Origin of the sequence: Azospirillum thiophilum (genome assembly GCF_001305595.1) — a bacterium.
Taxonomy (GTDB): Bacteria; Pseudomonadota; Alphaproteobacteria; order Azospirillales; family Azospirillaceae; genus Azospirillum; species Azospirillum thiophilum.
Window position 1 is genome coordinate 393103 of record NZ_CP012403.1, and the last position, 19823, is coordinate 412925.

Consider the following 19823-nt stretch of genomic DNA (forward strand, 5'->3'; position numbering starts at 1 on the left):
AGCGCCACCATCAACGCGCTGATGCTGGCGATGCCGCTTTATTCCCTTCAGGTGTTCAGCCGCGCGATTCCGTCCGGCAATTACGACACCCTGGTCATGCTGACCGTCATCGTGGTGATGGCGCTGACGCTGAGCGCGGTGCTGGAGATGGTGCGCTCCCGCCTGCTGGCCCGTGCCGGCAACGCGCTGGAGGTGCGGTGGCGCCGCCGGCTGACCGCCGACGCGCTCGACGCCGCCGGCCGCGGCCGGCCGGACAACGGCCCGCTCGCAGACCTGATGGAGCTGAAGGCCGCCTTTGCCCGCCCCTCGCTGCCGGCGCTGATGGACCTGCCCTGGGCTCCGCTCTATGTCATCGGCATCTATGTGATCCATCCGGTGCTGGCGCTGGTGCTGGTGGTGTCGATGGCGATCATGGCGGTGATGGGCTGGATCGGCCATGTCGCGGTCCGCGACGTCAACGACGAGAGCAAGCTGCCCGCCGGACGCGCCCAGAAGCTGTTCGAGGCGCTGGCCGCCCGCTCCGACACCGTGCGCGGCCTGCGCATGGGCGGCACCGCGCTGGACAGCGTCAACCGCGACTTCCTGACCGCCAGCGCCCTGCAGGGCCAGGGTTTCGAGCGCAGCGCCGCCATCGGCGCCGCCACCAAGTGGGTCCGCATGGTCCTGCAGATCGCGGTCACGGCGGTCGGCGCCTGGCTGGTGATCGAGCAGCACCTGTCCTTCGGCGGCATGATCGCCACCTCGATGCTGGTCGGCCGCGGCCTCGCCCCGATCGAGCAGACCGCCGGCGCCTGGGGCGGGCTGGTCCGCTCCGCCCAGGCCGTCCGCCGCCTGCTGCCGCTGCTGAAGCGCCTGTCGCGCGAGCCGGAGCGTCCCTCCGTGCCGGTGGAGAGCGAGCGGCTGGCCGTCGAGAACCTGCTGTTCGTCTCGCCCCGCGACCAGAAGCCGATCCTGCGCAGCGTCACCTTCACCGTCGAGCCGGGCGAGACGGTCTGCGTCGCCGGCCCCAACCGCTCGGGCAAGTCGGTGCTGGCCCGCCTGCTGGCCGGCGTCGCCATCCCGTCGGCCGGAACCGTGCGGCTGGGCGGCCTGTCCGTCGCCACCCTGACGCCCGACAGCGCCGAACAGGGCATCGGCTATCTGCCGCAGCAGGTCGACCTGCTGCCGGGCAGCATCGCCGACAACATCGCCCGCTTCACCACCGCCACCCGCGAAGAGGTCGAGGCCGCCGCCAAGGCCGCCGGCATCCATGAGTGGATCGAAAGCCTGCCGGCCGGCTACGAGACCGACGTCAACGACCCGCTGTGCCCGATCACCGGCGCCAGCGCCCGCCAGATCGGCCTCGCCCGCGCCGCCTTCGGCCAGCCGCCGCTGCTGGTCCTGGACGAGCCGACCGCCAACCTGGACGAGATGGGCATCAAGGCCGTCCGCGCCTTCGTCGCGGCGACCAAGGAACGCGGGGCGACCACCATCGTCATGACCCACGCCCCGGTCTTCGTCGACATGGCCGACCACACCTATGTGCTGAAGAACGGCATGGCCATGGAGCTGCCGCGTCCGGACCAGCAGCAGCAGCCGGGCGCCGTCAACCTCGCCCGCCTGCGCAATCTCGGCCCTCAGGGTCATTCCGCCACCGGACCGATGGGCGCCGCGACGGCGGGGGCCGCCGGCTGACCGCCGGCACCACCCCAGCCTAAGTCCGCTTCCCTCCGGCCCGCGACGCCAGACCCGACAGAGCTAAGGAACTCCCATGACCAGCATGACCACCGCCCTCCCCTCGCCGCTGCTGCCCGGCGCCGACAGCGAGCCCCCCGCCGACAAGTTCCCCGGCGGCAAATCCTCCTCCGGCAAGCCGTCGCGCAAGGAGTCGACCATCACCTCGATCCATGCGCTGCGGGCGGCGATGCCGGATACCGGCGTGCGCGGCCTGCTGCTGGGCGGCTTCCTGGTCCTGGCGGTCGGCTTCGGCGGCATGACCGGCTGGGCGGCGGTGGCCCCCCTGCACAGCGCGATCAGCGCTGTGGGCTTCCTGGCGCCGGAGACCGGCCGCAAGGTGGTGAAGAACACCGAGGGCGGCGTCATCAGCGCCATCCTGGTCAATGAGGGCGACCGGGTCGCGGCCGGGCAGGTTCTGATGCGGCTGGACAGCACCGAGGCGCAGACCCGGCTGGAGATGCTGAACGCGGCCCTGTTCGACACGCTGGCGACCGAGGCCCGCCTGTCGGCCGAGCTGTTCGAGAAGCCGGCGATCGAATGGCCGGCCGAGCTCGTCGCCCGGCGTGCCAAGGAACCGGCGGTCGACAACGCCATGCTGAACCAGGAGAAGCTGTTCCTGGTGCGCCGCACCCAGCAGGAAACCGAGGCCAAGCTGACCCAGGACCGCATCGCCACGCTGGGCGACGAGGTGAGGAGCCTGGAACAGCAGCGCTCCTTCCTGAACCGCGAGATCAAGCTGTCGGACGAGGACATCCAGATCACCCAGGGCCTGCTGGACCGCGGCAACTCCACCCGCACCAAGCTGGTCGCGGCGCAAAAGGAGAACGCCCAGCTCCACGCCCAGGATCACGAGCTGGAAGCCCGCATGTCGCAGTCGCGCCAGCAGGCGGTCGACGCCCAGGGCGACCTCGTCCGCCGCCGCAGCGACTTCCGCGAAAAGGTGCTGGTGGATCTTGAGAAGGCGCGCGGCGACGCCCAGAAGCTGGCCGAGCAGATCCGCGACGCGAAGAACCGCCTGGACAACCGCACCATCAAGGCGCCCGACGCCGGCAACGTCGTGATCTACGGCCATCCGGCCGTCGGCGGCACCATCACCGCCAACGAGCCGGTGCTGGACATCGTGCCCGACGACAAGGCCCTGCTGGCCGAGGTCCGCATCCAGCCCAAGGACATCAAGTCGATGGCCGTCGACCTGCCGGTGAAGGTACAGCTGACCGCCTATGACAGCCGCGTCGTCGGCACCATCGACGGCACCGTGTCCTACGTCTCGGCCGACCGCCTGACCGACAACGCCACCCGCCAGGACTATTATCTGGCCCGCATCCGGCTGAAGGACGCCGATAGCCACGAGGTCCGCCACATGAAGATCAAGGCCGGCATGCCGGTGGAGGCCCGCATCGTGCTGTCCGCCCGCACCCCGCTGGACTATCTGATCCAGCCGCTGAGCCAGTCCTACGTCAAGGCCTTCATCCAGGAGTGACCCCGGCGGACGGCGGGGCGGGCTCGCCGCGCCCGTCCGGCTTCCATGAGGAAGAAAGCCCCCGGCCATGGCGGCCGGGGGCTTTTCTCATGTCCGCTTCCGCTAGACCGGACTCAGCTCCGCCCCGGCTGCAGGTTGGGCCTGGGCGGGACCGCCATCGGCGTCGGCAGCGGTTCCGGCATCGGGATCGCCTCGGTCTGCTCCTTGGTGCGGCGCGATGCCGCACGGTCCTGGACCAGCCCGTCCATCGCCTGCCGGCGCTGCGCCTCGGTCGTCAGGTCGGTCGGACGCGGCGGGACCGTACCCAGATTGGGGTAGCCGGTACGCTCCCCGGTCATGTTCCTGATGGGCGACTTATTGTCGCTGACCGGCTGGTCCGCACCGGTGACCGCCCCGAACAGGCCGGTATCCAGCATCCGTTCGCTGCAGGCCGACAGGCCGAAAACCATTGGTACAGCGACGATTGCGGCAATGAACGCCCGCTTGCCCGCCGCGATGCCCTGACCGTCCGTCGCCATCATCCTTCCCCGTCTCTGGCCGCCACGCCGCACTTGTGCGACGATCCATGAAATGAAATGTTCACACCTGCGGTGTATGAGAGAACCCGGATTTCTACTGCACCGCACCAGAACGCCGAACCGCCACACGCCACCCACAGCGACATGGTGCAGAGCGCCCCCGAGACCGCCTCCAAGAACGCCCGCGAGACCACCGACCGCAAGCCTGTATAGCCGCCCGTCCGCACCGCCCAAAGCCCAATCTGGCCCGAAGCCCGATCCGGCCGGAGGCGGAGGCGGCGATGGCGGCGACCGAAGACGCGACACCCGCCCAAAGAAGAAGGACCGTGCTCATGGCCGAGACCAAGGCCCCCCCCCAGGCTTCCACCCCGGCTTCCCCCCAGGTTCCTGACGTCAAGCTGCCCGACCCGGTGGAGATGTCGCGTGCGATGACCCGCATCGCCGAGCAGAGCCAGCGTCTGGTCTCCGAGTTCCTCTCGCGTCAGGCGGCGGACGGTGCCGGGCCGAAGAGCCCGGATCCGATGGGCGTCGGCCATGCCTTCCTGGAGATGACCACCCGCATGATGGCCGACCCGGCCAAGCTGATGCAGGCGCAGATGTCGCTGTGGCAGGATTACCTGACCCTGTGGCAGCGCACCACGCAGCGCTTCTTCGGGCAGGACACCCAGCCGGTGATCGCCCCGGCCAAGGACGACCGCCGCTTCAAGGATTCGGCGTGGGACGAGAACACGCTGTTCGACTTCATCAAGCAGTCCTACCTGCTGAGCGCGCGGTGGATGCAGTCGACGGTCAACCAGGTCGACGGGCTGGACGACCACACGGCCAAGAAGGTCGATTTCTACACCCGCCAGTTCGTCGACGCGATGGCGCCCTCCAACTTCGTCATGACGAACCCGGAGGTGCTGCGCGCGACCATCGAGAGCGGCGGCGAGAATCTGGTCAAGGGGCTGGAGCATCTGCTGAAGGATCTGGAGCGCGGCAAGGGCGAGCTGCGCATCTCCATGACCGACTACGACGCCTTCCAGCTCGGCAAGAACATCGCGGTCACGCCGGGCAAGGTTGTGTTCCAGACCAGCCTGATGCAGCTGATCCAGTACACGCCGACCACGCCGGACGTGAACAAGCGTCCGCTGATGATCGTGCCGCCCTGGATCAACAAGTTCTACATCCTCGACCTGCGCGAGAAGAACAGCTTCATCAAGTGGGCGGTCGACCAGGGCCACACCGTCTTCATCCTGTCCTGGGTCAACCCGGACGAGACGCTGGCGGCCAAGGGCTTCGAGGACTACATGGTCGAAGGCCCGCTGGCGGCGCTCGACGCCATCGAGAAGGCCACCGGGGAGAAGGACGTCAACGCCATCGGCTATTGCCTGGGCGGCACGCTGCTGGCCTCGACGCTGGCCTACATGGCGGCCAAGAAGGACGACCGCATCAAGTCGGCGACCTTCTTCACCACCATGCTGGACTTCACCGAAGCCGGCGAGCTGTCCGTCTTCATCGACGAGGAGCAGCTGACCTTCATCGAAGGGCAGATGGCCGAACAGGGCTTCCTCGACGGCTCCAAGATGGCGACCACCTTCAACATGCTGCGCGCCAACGACCTGATCTGGTCGTTCGTGGTCAACAACTACCTGCTGGGCAAGGATCCCTTCCCCTTCGACCTGCTGTACTGGAACGGCGACAGCACCCGCATGCCGGCGGCGATGCACAGCTTCTACCTGCGCAACATGTACCAGAAGAACATGCTGGCGCAGCCGGGGGCGGTGACGCTGAAGGGCGTGCCGATCGACCTGGGCAAGGTCAAGGTGCCGACGCTGTTCCTGTCGGCGCGCGAGGACCACATCGCCCCGTGGAAAAGCACCTATTCCGGCGCCCAGCTGTTCAGCGGCCCGGTCAAGTTCGTGCTGGGCGCGTCGGGCCACATCGCCGGCGTCGTCAACCCGCCGGCGGCCAACAAATACTGCTACTGGACAAGCGACAAGCTGGCCAAGACCTCCGACGAGTGGCTGGAGAAGGCGACCCAGTCGCCCGGCTCCTGGTGGCCGGAATGGAACAAGTGGATCGGTCAGTACGCCAACGGCAAGGTTCCCGCCCGCCAGCCCGGCGACGGAGCCCTGCCCGCCCTGGAGGACGCGCCGGGTTCCTACGTCAAGGTCAAGAACGCCTGATCCGGCCTGCGGTCCGCCGCTGCCGCCGCCGGTTCCCTCTCCCCGACGGGGAGGGGGGCCGGGAGGCTCGGCGGACCGCCGCCACCAGCGGACAGCCGCGATGGAACAGTGGAACGGCACCGGGATCCTGTTTCACCCGGTTTCAAACGTTCCATCCACCTCCGGCTTGTCCCCCGGCCCGACGCGACCGGGCCCGGCCGCCGCCGGGGGTTTTCCTTTCCGGTCCAATCCGATAGTGTTACGTACGCGCGCTTTAAGGATTTGTTTGCCCTTTTGACGCCACCTAAGGCACGCGCACATTCGCACGTCCCGGGGATCCGCCGTCCATGCCATCCGACGCCCAAACTTCTTCGATGAGGGCAGCCACGGCACCGATGGCGAACGCCGAACCGGTCAAGCTCGCCGAACGCTACGAGATCCACCCAGCCGCGCCGATCCCGCCGCTGAACGCCGTCGGAGGCAATGCCTTCACCGCCAAGGCCCTGCGCGAGAAGCGGATCGAGCCCTTCGCGATCATCGCCCATTCCGCGGTGCTGCCGCGCATCGACATCTGCGCGACCGTCGGCAGCCTCGACAATGCCGCGCACATGCGGCTGCTGGACTGGGGGCTGGTGGACTGGCCGCAGGACCGCGGCCGGCGCTATTGCCTGGTGTTCGAGAAGCCGGGCGGCAAGCGGCTGATGGGCTCGCTGACCGACACGCTGGACCCGATGCCGGAAGACCAGCTGACCCGGCAGATCATCCATCCGCTGGTGTCGGCGCTGAAGGAGCTGTCGACCCGCGGCGTGGTCCATGGCGCCATCCGCCCGACCAACCTGTTCTACCGCGACCTCGCCTCGGGCGGGCTGATGCTGGGCGAATGCGTGTCGGCCCAGCCCGGCTATGCCCAGCCGGTGCTGCTGGAGACGATCGAGCGCGGCATGGCCAGCCCGGCAGGCCGCGGCACCGGCACGGCCGCCGACGACCTCTATTCGCTGGGCGTCACCCTGCTGGTCCTGGCCCTTGGCCGCAACCCGGTGGCCGGGCTCGACGACGAGGCGGTGCTGCAGGCCAAGATCGAGCGCGGCTCCTACCCCGCCCTGGTGCAGCAGCACCGGCTGCCGCTGGCGATCAACGAGATGGTGCGCGGCCTGCTGGTCGACGACCCGAAGCAGCGCTGGACCCTGAACGACCTCGACCTGTGGGTGGCCGGACGCCGGCTCAGCCCCAAGCAGCCGCAGATCTCCCGCCGCGCCGCCCGGCCGCTGGAATTCCAGGGTTCCGAATACTGGCATTGCCGCACGCTGGCCCGCGCCTTCACCCGACATGCCCCCGCCGCCGCCTCCGTCATCGAGAGCGGCGAGCTGGACAAGTGGCTGCGCCGCTCGATGGGCGACGATGTCCGGGCGGAAGCGGTGGGCAGCGCCATCCAGACCGCGTCCAGCGGCAAGGGCGGCAGCCAGGGCGACCGGCTGGTCGCCCGCGTCTGCATCGCGCTCGACCCCAACGCGCCGATCCGCTACCGCGGCCGGGCGATGATGCCCGACGGCATTGCCACCATGCTGGCCGACGCCTTCATGCGCAACGAATCGCCCCAGCCGGTGGCGGAGGTGATCGCCAACCAGCTGCCGATGTTCTGGGTCAGTGTCCAGACCGACTTCAAGCCGGAATTCGTGCCGCTGGTGCAGAGCTTCGATCAGCTGCGCGGCTTCCTCGACCGAGCCAGCCACGGCCTGGGGGTGGAGCGCGTGCTGTACGAGATGAACCCCACCATGCCCTGCATGAGCAGCCTGGTGGTCAAGCAGCTGCCGACCAACCCGGCGGAGCTGCTGCGCGCGCTCGACTGGCTCGGCGCCGGGGGCGAGCGGCACAAGGATCCGATCGACCGGCACATCGCCTCCTTCCTGGCCGCCCGCCACAAGCGCAGCGACGAACTGCTGTTCACCCAGCTCGGCAGCGGGGTGGAGCCGATGCGGCGCATCATCGCCATGCTGACCATCCTGTCCGACATCCAGGCCCGCACCGGGGTGGACGGGCTGACCCATCTCGCCTCCTGGGTGGTGGCGATGCTCGACCCCGCCTTCCGCCGCTTCCACAACCGGCCGCAGCAGCAGGAGGTGCGCAAGATGGCGGACGGCGCCGCGCACAACGGCCGGCTGACCGAGCTGCTGAAGGTGGTCGACGACCCCGAGGCGCTGCGCCGCGACCGGCTGGAGTTCGAGGCCGCCCAGATCGCCTACCGCGAGGCCGATGCGGAGATGGACAAGATCCGCCACACCATCGCCGACCGCAACACCATCATCGAGACCTCCGGCCGGCAGGTCGCCGCCATCGTCTCCAGCCTGCTGTCGACCGTGCTGGTCGCCGGCATCATCCTGTTCTTCGCCTTCTGACCGGACAACGGGGGATCGCCATGGCGCGCAAACGCAAGAAGAAGGGCGGCGCCCTCACCCTGATCCTGCTGATCATCCCGGCGGCGCTGATCGTGCTGCCGACCAGCATCCTGTTCGGCGTGGGGATGATCCCGACCATCGTCGCCTACGTCGTCGACCGCGACCCCGACAAATCGGCGCCGATCACCGTCGGCGGCCTGAATTTCTGCGGCTGCATGCCCTTCGCCATCGATCTGTGGAAGCACCAGCACACCATCGGCGCCGCCGCGAAGATCTTCGCCGACCCGCTGGCCTGGATGGTGATGTACAGCGCCGCCGCGGTCGGCTGGGGCCTTTATTACGGCATCCCGCCGCTGGTCGCCGGCATGGAGGTGACCCGCGCCGAGAAGCGGGTCGACGTGCTGAAGCAGAAGAAGGTCGCCCTGGTCCAGGAATGGGGGCCGGACGTCGCCGGCGACTATTTCGACGAGTCGGGCGGCTTCGAGCCGGGCGCCGAACCGGAAGGCGCCTGACCGTTTCCCTGCGACGGGTTTGGAAGGAACGCGAGATGAGCCAGCCCATCAATCAATCTGGAATGGACCAACAGGGCATGGGCATCCTGGAGCGCCGCCGGATCGAGGCGGAGATCCTGAAGCCGGTCTACGAGGAGATGGCGGCACGCCTGGGAGACGCCATGGCGCAGGAGATCCTGGGGGCCGCCATCGTCAAGGCGGCGACCGCGGCGGCGGCGGCCTTCGCCGGCAGCGAGCCCAACGGCACCAGCCTGCGGAGCTTCGCCGACCTTCAGCCGCTGTGGACCAAGGACGACGCCCTGCGGCTGGAGGTGAAGCGGCAGGACGAGACCGGCTTCGACTATGACGTCACCCGCTGCCGCTACGCCGAGATGTACCGCGAGATGGGACTGAGCCATATCGGCCACCTGCTGTCCTGCAACCGCGACGCCGTCTTCTGCACCGGCTATGACCCGCGCATCACCATGGAGCGCACCCAGACGATCATGCAGGGCGCCAGCCATTGCGACTTCCGCTATCGCTTCGACCCCAAGGCCGGATGACCGGCCGCGACGGCCTTGCCTTTGACCCCGCCGAACAGGCATCATCGGCCGAAGGACCGCGAGGTCGGCCACGAGGTCGAAATGTTCAGCGTCAGCCAGGATGAAGCCGCCGCCATTCAGAAGGCGTTTCACGAAAGCGGCGAATGGGCGGCGGTCGCGGAACTGCGACGGCATTTCCCAATTCAGGACAATGCGAACGCCCTGAACGCCGTGCGGGCCATCGTGCGATGGTCGCAGCCGCCGCGGCCGGTTCCGGACGGACCAGCCGGCCCCCCCTCCTGATCCCTGCCGGTTCCGTCAGCCGAGGCTGTCGACGACCGCCCGCGCCACGTCGGCATGGATGGCGTCGTGTTGCTTGAAGCCCTCCGCGGTCCCGGTCAGGTAGCTGGCGACCAGCACCGGCGGCCGGTTGCCTGGCCAGAGGATCGCGATGTCGTTCGCGGTGCCGTTCCGGCCGGTGCCGGTCTTGTCGCCGACACGCCAGCCGGCCGGCAGCCCGGCGCGGATGCGCTTGTCGCCGGTCTTGTTGGCGATCATCCAATCGGTCAGCTGCCGGCGCGTGTCCGGCCGCAGGGCGTCACCGACCAGGAGGCGTTCCATGCTGTGCGTCATCGCGACGGGGGTGGTGGTGTCGCGCGGGTCGCCGGGAATGGCGGTGTTCAGCGACGGCTCGTTGCGGTCGAGGCGGGTCTTCCGGTCGCCGAGATCGCGCAGGAAGGCGGTGAGGCCGGCCGGGTTGCCGACCCCGGGCAGCAGCAGGTTCGCCGCGACATTGTCGCTCAGCGTCAGCGCCGCCTCGCACAGCTCGGCCACCGTCGGCGGCGTGCCGTCGAGCCGGGTCTCGGCGAAGGGCGCGTAGGGCACCAGATCGGCCTTGGTCACCGGGATGCGGCGGTCCAACCGCTCCGTGCCGCGGTCGACCGTCCTCAGCACCGCCGCAGCCAAAAGAAATTTGAAGGTGCTGCACATCGGGAACCGTTCGTCCCCGCGCCATGCCAGACGGCGCCCGGTCCCGGTGTCGAGCACCGCCACGCCGAGCCGCCCGCCGCCGCGCTTTTCCAGCGCGGCCATGCGGCCGGCGAAGGCGCCGCCGTCCGAATCCTTGCTTCCTGCGGCTTTTGCTCCGGTTGCCGAAAGCAGCAGGACCCCGCCCGTCGCCACCAGGAAACCCCGTCTTCCGATCATCCCGACCTCCGTCTTCGTCGTTGCGATGGCCGGACGATAGAAACCCGGCGTTGCGCGGGCAAACGACGTTTCCTTTCAGAAGCCATAAATTAAACTATCAGCTCGGCAGGATCCCGGTACGGTCAGCCCGACCGCTCCCGGTAGGCTTTGGTCCAGCCCCAGGCCCCGGCCCCATAGCCGCGGACCGCCACCCGGTCGCGGTAGATGGCGGCGACCTCGGCGGCCTCGCCGGCCAGCAGCGCCTTGGTGGCGCAGAATTCGGCGCAGAGCGGCAGCTTGCCCGCGGCCAGCCGGTTGCGGCCGTAAGCGCGGCGGTCCGCCTCGGCATCGCCGGTCTCCGGGCCGCCGGCGCAGAAGGTGCATTTGTCCATCTTGCCGCGCACGCCGAAGGCGCCGGCCTGCCCGAAGCGCGGGGCGCCGAAGGGGCAGGCCTGGAAGCAATAGCCGCAGCCGATGCAGCGCTCCTTGTCGTGCAGGACGAGACCGTCGGCGGTCCGGTAGATGCTGCCGGCCGGACAGATGTCCAGGCAGGGCGGGTCGTCGCAATGCATGCAGGCGACCGAGATCGAACGCTCGCCCGGCCTGCCGTCCTTCAGCGTGACGACGCGGCGGCGGGCGATGCCCCAGGGAACCGCATGCTCGGCCTTGCAGGCGACGGTGCAGGCGTTGCACTCGATGCAGCGGTCGGTGTCGCAGAGGAAGACCATCCGGGGCATGACAGGATCCTCGGCCGCCGGGGAACGGTCAGTGGGTGGCGATGTCGCCGTTGCGGTCGAGGGAGACCGGGAAGAGATTGCCCTGCCGTTCGGCCTGGCCGCGCCAGATGCCGTCCTCGCCCAGCATCAGGTCGGTGATGTTGGACATGCCGGCCCGCATCAGCCAGCGGCGCGCCTGCGCCTCGGTGAAGGCCGTGGCACCCGGTGCCAGCGGGCCGGCGTCGATCCGGGGCGGGTTCGCCGGATCGAAGAGCGGCAAGGCGGGAGTGGACTGGGCAGGCGCCGCCTGGGTGGCGGGCGATTGCGCAGCGGCGGGGAGGACGGTTCCGAACAGGAGAGAGCCGAACAGAAGGGCCGCGAGACACTTGCGCAGCATGGCGATGCTCCTTGCGGTGGGGAATGCGGCGCGGCGGGAACGGCCCGCCGCGCCGTCTCCGGTCAGGCGTTGGCCGGGGTGTCGAACACCGTCACCGCCGGCAGCGGCCCGGTGTATTTCTCGACCTCGACCAGGCAGGTGTGGGCCGAGGTCGCCTGGGCAAGGCGGGACGTGCCGATGTCAGGGGTCAGGACATTGGCGTCGCCGTGCTTGCACAGGGTGTTGGCGTCGGTGATGTCCGCGGGGTCGTACCAGGCGCCTTCCTGGAGCTGGACGACGCCGGGCCGGATGTCGTCGCTGACCACCGCCCCGGCAAGGCACTGGCCGCGGCCGTTGAACACACGGACGACGTCGCCGCTCTTGATGCCGCGGGCCTCGGCGTCCTTGCTGTTGATCATGCAGGGCTCGCGGCCCGCCACCTCGTAGATCTCGCGCACCTTGGTGCCGTTGAGCTGCGAATGCATGCGGTGGGTCGGGTGGTTGGAGTTGAGATGGAGCGGATGCGCCTTGTCCTTCCCGCCGAGCCACTCCGCCGGTTCCAGCCAGGAGGCGTGCGGCGGGCAGTCGTCATAGCCCATCTTCTCGATCGGCTTGGAGTAGATCTCGATCTTGCCGGTGCCGGTCGGCAGCATGTTCATCACCGGATCCTCGCGGAAATCCGCGTACTTGACCCAGCGGCGGTTCTTCTCGGGGATCTCGAACTCGATGATGCCCTTCTCCCAGAACTCCTCGAAGCTCGGCAGGGCGACCGACTTCTTGGCGTCCGCGGTCTTCTTCGCCGTGGCGTAGACGTCGCGGACCATGTCCAGCTCGCTCTTGCCCTCGGTGAATTCCTGGGCGACGCCGAGCCTTGCAGCGAGCAGGCTGAAGATCTCGTAGTCGGACTTGGCCTCGAACACCGGCTCGATGACCTTCTTCATCGCGACATAGGCGCGCTTGGAGATGGTGCCGATCATCTCGATGTCGTCGCGCTCGGCGGTGGTCGCCGCCGGCAGCACGATGTCGGCGAAGCGGGCCGACGCCGTCCACTGGAAGTCCTGGACGATGACCGTCTCGAACTTCTTCCAGGCCGCCCGCATGCGGTTGCGGTCCTGGTGGTGGTGGAAGGGGTTGCCGCCGACCCAGTAGGTCAGCTTCACGTCGGGATAGAGATGCTTGGAGCCGTTGTGCTCATAGGGCTTGCCGGGGCCTTCCAGCATGTCGACGATGCGGGCGACCGGGATGACCTTGGCGCCCTTCTCGGCCGGCCAGGGCTTCTTCTCCTTGCGGGTGCCGCCGGACATGCCGGGCGCCAGCGCCGGCGCCGCCGAGGACGGCGAGCCCTGGCTGTAGAGATGGTAGTTCTGGCAGAAGCCGCCGCCCGGCAGCCCGACCTGCCCGACCATCGAGGCCAGCGTGACGAAGGCCCACGGCCATTGCTCGCCATGGTGCTGGCGCTGGCAGCTCCAGCCGCTGACCAGCATGGTGCGGTTCTCGACGAACTGGTGGGCGAGCCGGCGGATGATGTCGGCCGGGATCTCGCTGAGCTCGGCCGCCCATTTCGGCGTCTTCTCGACCTTGTCCCAGCCCTTGCCCAGCAGATAGTCGGCGAACTTGTCGAAGCCGTAGGTGCAGTTCTCGATGAACTCGGCGTCGTAGAGCTTCTCGGTCAGCAGGACATGGCAGATGCCGAGCGCCAGCGCCACGTCGGAGCCCGGACGCACCGCCAGCCATTCCGCGCCGAGATATTTGCAGGCCTCGAGGTTGATCGGGTCGATGAAGATGGCCTTGATGCCGGCCTTCTTCATGTCCTCGAACCACTTGTATTCCTCGTGGTCCGGCAGGGCGAAGGCGATCTGGTTGGTCTTGAACGGGTCGGAGCCCCAGAAGACGATCAGCTTGGTGTTCTCGACCACCGACTGGTAGGTGGTCTGCGGCCCGGCTGCGTCGATCGAGCCGACGACATAGGGCATGATGCCTTCCAGCGCCGCCTTGGAATAGTTGCTGGAGCTGTAGACCGCGCCGCCGTTCAGGTTCATCAGCCGGGTCAGCATGATCTGCGGATTGCCGATCTCGCCGGAGCTGCGCCAGCCATAGCTGCCGGAATAGACCGACCACGGGCCTTCCTGCTCCTGCAGGCGCTTCAGCTCGGCGGCGATGAGGTCCAGCGCCTTGTCCCAGCTGACCCGCACGAAGTCGCCGCCGCCCCGGCTGTCGCGCTCCGCCCCCGGCCCCTTCTCCAGATAGGCGCGGCGCACCATCGGGTAGCGGATGCGGCTGGAGGAGTAGACGACGTCCTGCACGCCATCCAGCGCCTTGTTCGGGTGATAGTCCTTCTCCCACGGGCGCAGGCTGGCGAAGCGTCCGTTCTCGACCTTGGCGTAGAAGGCGCCCCAGTGCGATCCGGTCAGGATCTCCTTGGTGCCGTCGGCAGCCAGGGCGCGGCCGATGCCGCCGGGCAGGACCGCGCCGGCCGCGGCCAGCACCGACAGGGACGAGGTGGCGGTCAGGAAGCGCCGCCGCGACAGTGAGTAGGAGGCATCCATGGGAGTGTTCCTTCGGTGAAGTCCGGTCGATCCGCCCCACCCCTTGCGGGCTTGGCGGAGGGACGGTCAGTGGGTGGCGATCGGCGAGGCGATCGGAGACGGGAGCGGGGCGCGGTCGACGGCGAAGCCGGGGCGCAGCAGCCGGTCGAGCAGGACCGCAGCCGCGGCGTAGAAGCCGGTGGGATCGTTGGCGCGGCAGGCCGCCACGAAGGCGGGAACCCAGCGCCGCAGCCGGACCAGCAGCGCGCCGGCGGTTGCCGCCGCCTGCGCATCCCCGTCGGCGGCGCCGCGCAAGGTCTCCTCCAGCAGCGCCAGCTCGATGACCAGATGGTCGGGCGCCTCGGGGAAGTCCGGGGCCGGCCGGCGGCCCAGCCGGTCGAGCAGCGCCGCCATCTCGGCCGCCGGCTCCTGGAACAGCCGGCCGTTGCCGCGATAGGCGGATTCGTAGGGTGCCGCCGATCTCGGGCCGCCCGCCCCGAGGAAGAGCAGGCAGAAGGCGCGGTTCAGGGCGGGCACCGCAGCCCCGGCATCGCCCAGGGCACGAAGGGCGGCGACGGCAGCCGCGGTCTCGGCCTCCAGCCCGCCGGCCGCGGCGATGGGGGCGAGGGCGCCTTGCGGAAGCGGCCGGTCCAGGGCCTCGATGTCCCGGGCGTCGAGCGGTGCGCCGAACAGGGCGGCGGCGGTCGCGACGGCCTCGGCCAGGCGGGCCGGGCTGGGCGGAAGCGGGGACGGAGCCGGGGAGGCTCCCCGCGGCTGGGCGAGGGTGACGGTCATGATCGGCTCGCAATGAATGGGGTGTCGGGGAGAGGCTGCGTTGGGCGGATCAGCCGCCATGCGCCACCATGTCCTTGGCCCGGAGCTGGTAGTAGGACTGGAGGAAGCGGAGATCCTCGGCGGTCAGGGCGGTGCCGTCCTTCATGTCCTTGATGATCCCCATCCACTGGTTGGCCGGGTAATGGCCGGGCTGGGGCTGGCTGTGGCAGGCGCCGCAGGCGGCGCTGGCCATCTCCGCCCCGTAGGCCGACAGGCCGGCCTCGTCGGCGGTGAAGGCGGACGCCTTGACCCAGCCGGCGACCGTGCCGGTCTGCCAGGACAGGCCGGTGTCCGGATCGGATTCCGCCTCGCCCAGCGTCACCGTGCCGGCCAGCTTCTCCGTCATGCTGAGCTCGAAGATGCGGCGGCCCTTGGCGGCGACCAGCAGGCGCTTGACCCCTTCCTGGACCCAGCCGGACAGCTCGACCTTCAGCAGGTCGCCGTCGCGCTCCAGCACCTTGACGTGGGTCAGCGGGAAGACGCTGCCGTCACCCTTGCCGGCCTCGCCCGACGGGCGCTCGGCATGGAAGGGGGTGGTCTCGATGGCGTAGAGGGTCTTGGCACTGCCGCTTGCCGAGGGGGCCGCCGTCTTGATGTCGGTGAGCAGGGTGCGGTAGCCGCTCGACATGTCGGGGAGCTTATGGGCGATGCCCTTGTGGCAGGAGATGCAGGTCTCGCCGCGCTCCAGCCCCTTGGCCATCACGGTGGCGGCCTTCGGGGTCTGCTTGTGGATGTCCATGGCGTCCTGCTTGTGACAGGAGCGGCATTCACGGGAGTCGGTCGCCTCCATCTTCGCCCAGACCGTCTTGGCCAGATGGAGCCGGTTCTGTTCGAACTTCTCGGGCGTGTCGATGGTGCCGAGCGCGGTGTGCCAGAGGTCTTTGACCGCCATGACCTTGGCCACCATCTTCGGCCCGAACTCCTTGGGCACATGGCAGTCGGAACAGATCGCGCGAACACCGGAAGCGTTCGAGAAATGCGGCGATTTCTTGTATTCCTGGAAGACGGTCGCCTGCATCGAATGGCAGGAGATGCAGAATTCCAGAGAATTCGTCTTTTCGATCACCACGGAGAAGGTTCCCCAGGCGGCCAGCGCACCGCCCGCGGAAAGGACGGCAACGGCAGCCATCGTGCCGATGCCGACGGGCTTCTTCAGCCACTCGCGAAATCGTGCCATACGCCCAGACATACCCGCTCTCCCACAAACAAAACCGGCGAAGGTTTACTTGGGGTCGACGGTATGGGATGGATGTAAACGGCGTTCCGGGGTATTGTAAACGGGATGTAAACCGGACGTTATGTCGCAGTTCGCGTGCCAGAGGGTCTTATGCTTCACGAATATCATCTTGTGGCTGTGGATGACGAGCCGGTCGCACGCGAGTCCATCGCCTCCTATTTCCAGCGCGAAGGCTATCGGGTGAGTGCCGTGGGCGACGCCGCAAGCCTGCGGTTGCTGCTGGCGCGCGAAAAGGTCGATCTGGTGCTGCTCGACATCCGCCTGCCCGGGGAGGACGGGCTGTCCGTCATCCGCGACCTGCGCGCCGAAAGCGACCTGCCGGTGATCTTCGTCACCGGCCGCGGCGACGAGATCGACCGGGTGCTCGGGCTGGAGCTGGGAGCCGACGACTATGTCACCAAGCCCTTTTCCCCCCGCGAGCTGCTGGCCCGCGTGCGCACCGTGCTGCGCCGGACGGCGGACAGCGGGCGCGGCGAGCGCGGCGGCCAGCTGCGCCAGTTCGCCGGCTGGACCGTCGACCTGACCCAGCGCAGCCTGACCTCGCCGCAGGGCGAGGAGGTTCGGCTGACCCGCGGGGAATTCGACCTGCTGGCGGCGCTGGTCCGCCATCCCGGTCAGGTGCTGTCGCGCGACGCGCTGCTCGACGAGGTCAGCCACCGCGACGCCGGCCCCAACGACCGCACGGTCGATGTGCTGATCGCCCGGCTGCGGCGCAAGATCGAGGCCGACCCGGCAGACCCGCAGCTGATCGTCACCGAGCACGGGATGGGTTATCGTTTCCTGCCGCCCGCGCGCTGAGCATCCCAGCCCAGGCCAGCCGCAAGCCGGCGACCGCCCGCGGCGTCGCCGCGGCAAGCCGCCGGGCGTGACGGTGGAGGGCGTCGGGAGTACCGCCGGCCGCATCCCGTTCCAACTCGGCCAGATCCGACTCGGCCAGTTCCGCCGCATCCCGTTCCGCCTGGGCGGCGAGGCGGGCGAAGCGGTGCAGCCCGACCAGCCCGGCCGCGCCCTTCAGCCGGTGCGCCGCATCGCCGAACGACCGGCAATCCCGCATGGCGGCGGCGGCCATGGCCTCGGCCAGCAGCGCCGGTGCGGTGTCGACGAACAGCGCGACGATCCGGCCGGCCTTCTCGATGCCGAGATCGGCGGCCCGCTCCTCCAGCAGGCTGCCGCGGCGGGACGGCGGCGGCGCGGCGGCCTCCTCCTCCCCTTCGGCGCCGATGGCGGCGGCCAGCGCGTCGCGCAGCTCGTCGCGGTGGAACGGCTTGCCGACGAAGCCGGTCATCCCGGCGGCGTAGCACTCCTCGATCCGCTCGGCCGAGACGGTCGCGGTGACGGCGATGATCGGCACCTCGCAGCGGGTGGCGTGCGGCAGGCCGCGGATACGCCGGGCCAACCCGAAACCGTCCAGCCCGGGCATGGCAAGGTCGGTCAGCACCGCGTCGAAATCGTGCCGGGCCGCCAGTTCGGCGGCGGCGAGGCCATCCCCGGCATGGGTGACGCGGTGCCCCATCCGCTCCAGCATGGCGACCGCCGCCGCCGCGTTGACCGGGTTGTCCTCGGCCAGCAGGACCGCCAGCGCCGGCATCGGTGCGGCGAAGCCGGTGCCGGCGGCAGGCAACGCGGCGGGAGCCGGCGGCGCCAGGGCGAACTCCACCGTCACGGTGAAGCGGCTGCCCTGCCCCGGCGCGCTGGCAGCCGCGATGGTCCCGCCCATCGCCTCGACGATCCGCCGGCTGATGGCGAGGCCGAGCCCGGTGCCGCCGAAGCGCCGGGTGATCGAGCTGTCGCTTTGGGTGAAGGCGTCGAACACATGCTCCAGCGCCTGCGGCGCGATGCCGATGCCGGTGTCGGAAACGACGAACTCGAGCAGCGCCCGGCCGGCCGCCGCCCCGTCCAGCCGCCGCACCGACACCACCACTTCGCCCCTGTCGGTGAACTTCACCGCGTTGCCGACCAGATTGAGCAGCACCTGCCCCAGCTTGGCCGGGTCGCCCTGCAGGCGTGGCGGCAGGCCGGACATGGCGCTGCGGTAGCAGAGCCCCCTGGCCACCGCCTGCGGCGCCATCGACGCCTCGATGCTCCGCAGCAGGGCTTCCGGGCTGAAGGGGGTGCATTCCAGCTCCATCCGCCCGGCCTCGATCTTGGCGTAATCCAGCACGTCGTTCAGGACCGCCAGCAGCAGCGAGCCGGACTGGAAGATGCCGTCGAGCCATTGCCGCTGTTGCGGCGACAGCGGGCTGTCGCCCAGAAGCTGGCCCATGCCCAGGATCCCGTTCAAGGGCGTGCGGATCTCGTGGCTCATGGTGGCGAGGAAGACGGTCTTGGCCCGGTTCGCCTCGTTGGCGCGCGCGATCTCCTGGCTCCGCGCCTCGTCGAGCTGGCGTTGCAGGCCGCGCGCGGCGAGCGCCCCGGCCCGCAGATCCTCCAGCGCGCCGGCGATCGCCCCCATCTCGTCGGGATGGCCGGCGGCGGGAACCGGCTCATCGAACTCCTGCCGGGACAGCCGGCCGATGGTGGCCTGCATCCGGCGCATCGGCACCGTCAGCCGGCGGCGGACCGCAAGGATCGACAGGCCGCCGAGCAGCAGGCTGGCCAGCGACAGCGCCGCCATCGCCGTCACCATCCGCCACGCCTCCGCCCGCCGCGTCTCGGCATGCCCGACCGCCAGGGCAAGCGCATGATCGCCGAGCGCCAGCACCGGGCCGTAGGCGTCGGTGCAGAGATGCGACCAGTCGGCCGGCGCCATCGCCGGCACGCCCGATCCGTCGAGCCCGTAGATAATGGCGTCCATCCGCTCCTGCGCCGCCTCGGTGGCCGCCCTGCCGTTGCGGATGTCCTCGACCAGCTGGGGCGGAGCGCCGGGCCGGCCGAGCTGTTCGGCCAGCGCCTCCCACCGCGCGCGATAGGCGCCGATGCCCTCGCGCCACGCGGCGATCCGGTCGCGGTCCAGCGGCTGGTTGCGCTGGACGTCGGGACGCAGCGCCGAGCAGGGCCGCCCGAAGCGCTCGCGGATCAGGTAGGAGGATTGCCGCACATAGGCGAGCTCTGCCACCGTGGGATCGAGCATGCGCACGGCGTTGGTCGCGGCAACGGAGATGTCGGCCAGACGCCCGGCCAGCTCGTACATCGCCATCAGCCAGGGATCGGCCGCCCCCATGTCGCGCTCGGCCAGCGGCTGCGCCAGCAGCGCGTCGAGCATGGGGCGCCGGTCGGCCAGCGTGTCATGGGCGTCGCGCGCCGCGGCGAGCAGCGCGTCCCGCCCCTCGAAGTCGGCCTCGGCGACGGAGAGGACGGCGTCGCGATAATAGCCGTCGACCTTCCGGTAGGACTCCTCCACCGCCGCCGCGGGGTCGTCGAGCGTCAGCACCGCTACCCCGGTCACGCCGTTCTCGAACCGGATGCCGGCGGTCGCGGTAAAGAGCACGCGGTCGGCCCGCGTCAGCCCGACGATGCGGCCGGCATCGGCATAGGCCAGCCATTCCCGGCCGGCCAGCAGGAAGGTGATGCCCACCACCGCCAGGATGGCGGTCCATTGCAGCACCAGGACGAGGCGGGCCAGCGAGTGACGGAACATGAAGGGCCTTCACGGACGGCCGGCGGGAAGGTCATCCCCACCGCCGCCAGGACGAAACGAAGGCCGATTTCAGCACAGGGAACGCC

Annotated in this window: 16 protein-coding genes; 8 read left to right on the forward strand and 8 right to left on the reverse strand. The window is 69.5% G+C overall.

Annotation, left to right across the window (positions count from 1 at the left end; genetic code table 11):
- Positions 1 to 30 precede the first annotated feature (30 nt).
- Both AL072_RS20990 and AL072_RS20995 read left to right on the forward strand, forming a co-directional pair.
- Positions 31 to 1674, forward strand: a complete 1644-nt coding sequence (locus tag AL072_RS20990; protein WP_245636959.1) for a type I secretion system permease/ATPase — start codon at positions 31 to 33, stop codon at positions 1672 to 1674.
- A gap of 76 nt (positions 1675 to 1750) precedes the next feature.
- Positions 1751 to 3196 carry an HlyD family type I secretion periplasmic adaptor subunit gene (locus AL072_RS20995; protein WP_045584169.1) on the forward strand — a complete coding sequence of 482 codons (1446 nt, stop codon included), beginning with the start codon at positions 1751 to 1753 and terminating at the stop codon, positions 3194 to 3196.
- A gap of 113 nt (positions 3197 to 3309) precedes the next feature.
- Here AL072_RS20995 and AL072_RS21000 read toward each other — a convergent pair whose 3' ends face one another.
- On the reverse strand, positions 3310 to 3717 hold the full coding sequence (locus AL072_RS21000) for a hypothetical protein (protein WP_245636960.1): 408 nt from the start codon (positions 3715 to 3717) through the stop codon (positions 3310 to 3312).
- Between the two features lie 329 nt (positions 3718 to 4046).
- On the opposite strand from AL072_RS21000, the gene AL072_RS21005 reads away from it, so the two are divergent.
- The 5 genes from AL072_RS21005 to AL072_RS21025 all read left to right on the forward strand — a co-directional run bounded on the left by AL072_RS21005 (position 4047) and on the right by AL072_RS21025 (position 9590).
- Positions 4047 to 5882, forward strand: coding sequence for a PHA/PHB synthase family protein (locus AL072_RS21005; RefSeq protein ID WP_144428323.1), 1836 nt, complete (start codon positions 4047 to 4049; stop codon positions 5880 to 5882).
- A 374-nt stretch (positions 5883 to 6256) separates the two neighbouring features.
- Positions 6257 to 8254, forward strand: a complete 1998-nt coding sequence (locus AL072_RS21010; RefSeq protein ID WP_245636961.1) for a protein kinase family protein — start codon at positions 6257 to 6259, stop codon at positions 8252 to 8254.
- 20 nt (positions 8255 to 8274) lie between these two features.
- Positions 8275 to 8766, forward strand: coding sequence for a hypothetical protein (locus tag AL072_RS21015; RefSeq protein WP_045584172.1), 492 nt, complete (start codon positions 8275 to 8277; stop codon positions 8764 to 8766).
- Between the two features lie 35 nt (positions 8767 to 8801).
- On the forward strand, positions 8802 to 9308 hold the full coding sequence (locus tag AL072_RS21020) for an L-2-amino-thiazoline-4-carboxylic acid hydrolase (RefSeq protein WP_045584173.1): 507 nt from the start codon (positions 8802 to 8804) through the stop codon (positions 9306 to 9308).
- Between the two features lie 81 nt (positions 9309 to 9389).
- Complete coding sequence (locus AL072_RS21025) at positions 9390 to 9590, forward strand: hypothetical protein (RefSeq protein WP_045584618.1); 201 nt, start codon at positions 9390 to 9392, stop codon at positions 9588 to 9590.
- 15 nt (positions 9591 to 9605) lie between these two features.
- Here the strand turns inward: AL072_RS21025 and bla are convergent, their stop codons facing one another.
- The 6 genes from bla to AL072_RS21055 all read right to left on the reverse strand — a co-directional run bounded on the left by bla (position 9606) and on the right by AL072_RS21055 (position 16100).
- Positions 9606 to 10493, reverse strand: a complete 888-nt coding sequence (gene bla, locus AL072_RS21030) for a class A beta-lactamase (RefSeq protein WP_052710230.1) — start codon at positions 10491 to 10493, stop codon at positions 9606 to 9608.
- Between the two features lie 122 nt (positions 10494 to 10615).
- Positions 10616 to 11209 carry a formate dehydrogenase FDH3 subunit beta gene (gene fdh3B, locus AL072_RS21035; protein WP_045584174.1) on the reverse strand — a complete coding sequence of 198 codons (594 nt, stop codon included), beginning with the start codon at positions 11207 to 11209 and terminating at the stop codon, positions 10616 to 10618.
- Positions 11210 to 11237: 28 nt separating this feature from the next.
- A complete protein-coding gene (locus AL072_RS21040; protein WP_052710231.1) occupies positions 11238 to 11585 on the reverse strand; it encodes a hypothetical protein in 348 nt (115 codons plus the stop codon).
- A gap of 62 nt (positions 11586 to 11647) precedes the next feature.
- Positions 11648 to 14110 (reverse strand): trimethylamine-N-oxide reductase TorA, encoded by a 2463-nt coding sequence (gene torA / locus AL072_RS21045; protein ID WP_045584175.1) that lies wholly within the window; start codon positions 14108 to 14110, stop codon positions 11648 to 11650.
- 66 nt (positions 14111 to 14176) lie between these two features.
- Positions 14177 to 14884: a TorD/DmsD family molecular chaperone gene (locus AL072_RS21050; RefSeq protein ID WP_052710232.1), complete on the reverse strand. Its 708-nt coding sequence runs from the start codon at positions 14882 to 14884 to the stop codon at positions 14177 to 14179.
- A gap of 49 nt (positions 14885 to 14933) precedes the next feature.
- On the reverse strand, positions 14934 to 16100 hold the full coding sequence (locus AL072_RS21055) for a NapC/NirT family cytochrome c (protein WP_200909901.1): 1167 nt from the start codon (positions 16098 to 16100) through the stop codon (positions 14934 to 14936).
- A 171-nt stretch (positions 16101 to 16271) separates the two neighbouring features.
- On the opposite strand from AL072_RS21055, the gene AL072_RS21060 reads away from it, so the two are divergent.
- On the forward strand, positions 16272 to 16958 hold the full coding sequence (locus AL072_RS21060) for a response regulator (protein ID WP_281178691.1): 687 nt from the start codon (positions 16272 to 16274) through the stop codon (positions 16956 to 16958).
- Here the strand turns inward: AL072_RS21060 and AL072_RS21065 are convergent.
- Complete coding sequence (locus tag AL072_RS21065) at positions 16912 to 19737, reverse strand: ATP-binding protein (protein ID WP_052710233.1); 2826 nt, start codon at positions 19735 to 19737, stop codon at positions 16912 to 16914. The genes AL072_RS21060 and AL072_RS21065 overlap by 47 nt on opposite strands.
- Positions 19738 to 19823: the final 86 nt, after the last annotated feature.

Coding starts and splice junctions, on each gene's coding strand:
- AL072_RS20990 (WP_245636959.1), top strand. CDS start 31: ATGCCGCTTTATTCCCTTCAGGTGTTCAGCCGCGCGATTCCGTCCGGC.
- AL072_RS20995 (WP_045584169.1), top strand. CDS start 1,751: ATGACCAGCATGACCACCGCCCTCCCCTCGCCGCTGCTGCCCGGCGCC.
- AL072_RS21000 (WP_245636960.1), bottom strand. CDS start 3,717: ATGATGGCGACGGACGGTCAGGGCATCGCGGCGGGCAAGCGGGCGTTC.
- AL072_RS21005 (WP_144428323.1), top strand. CDS start 4,047: ATGGCCGAGACCAAGGCCCCCCCCCAGGCTTCCACCCCGGCTTCCCCC.
- AL072_RS21010 (WP_245636961.1), top strand. CDS start 6,257: ATGGCGAACGCCGAACCGGTCAAGCTCGCCGAACGCTACGAGATCCAC.
- AL072_RS21015 (WP_045584172.1), top strand. CDS start 8,275: ATGGCGCGCAAACGCAAGAAGAAGGGCGGCGCCCTCACCCTGATCCTG.
- AL072_RS21020 (WP_045584173.1), top strand. CDS start 8,802: ATGAGCCAGCCCATCAATCAATCTGGAATGGACCAACAGGGCATGGGC.
- AL072_RS21025 (WP_045584618.1), top strand. CDS start 9,390: ATGTTCAGCGTCAGCCAGGATGAAGCCGCCGCCATTCAGAAGGCGTTT.
- bla (WP_052710230.1), bottom strand. CDS start 10,493: ATGATCGGAAGACGGGGTTTCCTGGTGGCGACGGGCGGGGTCCTGCTG.
- fdh3B (WP_045584174.1), bottom strand. CDS start 11,209: ATGCCCCGGATGGTCTTCCTCTGCGACACCGACCGCTGCATCGAGTGC.
- AL072_RS21040 (WP_052710231.1), bottom strand. CDS start 11,585: ATGCTGCGCAAGTGTCTCGCGGCCCTTCTGTTCGGCTCTCTCCTGTTC.
- torA (WP_045584175.1), bottom strand. CDS start 14,110: ATGGATGCCTCCTACTCACTGTCGCGGCGGCGCTTCCTGACCGCCACC.
- AL072_RS21050 (WP_052710232.1), bottom strand. CDS start 14,884: ATGACCGTCACCCTCGCCCAGCCGCGGGGAGCCTCCCCGGCTCCGTCC.
- AL072_RS21055 (WP_200909901.1), bottom strand. CDS start 16,100: ATGGCACGATTTCGCGAGTGGCTGAAGAAGCCCGTCGGCATCGGCACG.
- AL072_RS21065 (WP_052710233.1), bottom strand. CDS start 19,737: ATGTTCCGTCACTCGCTGGCCCGCCTCGTCCTGGTGCTGCAATGGACC.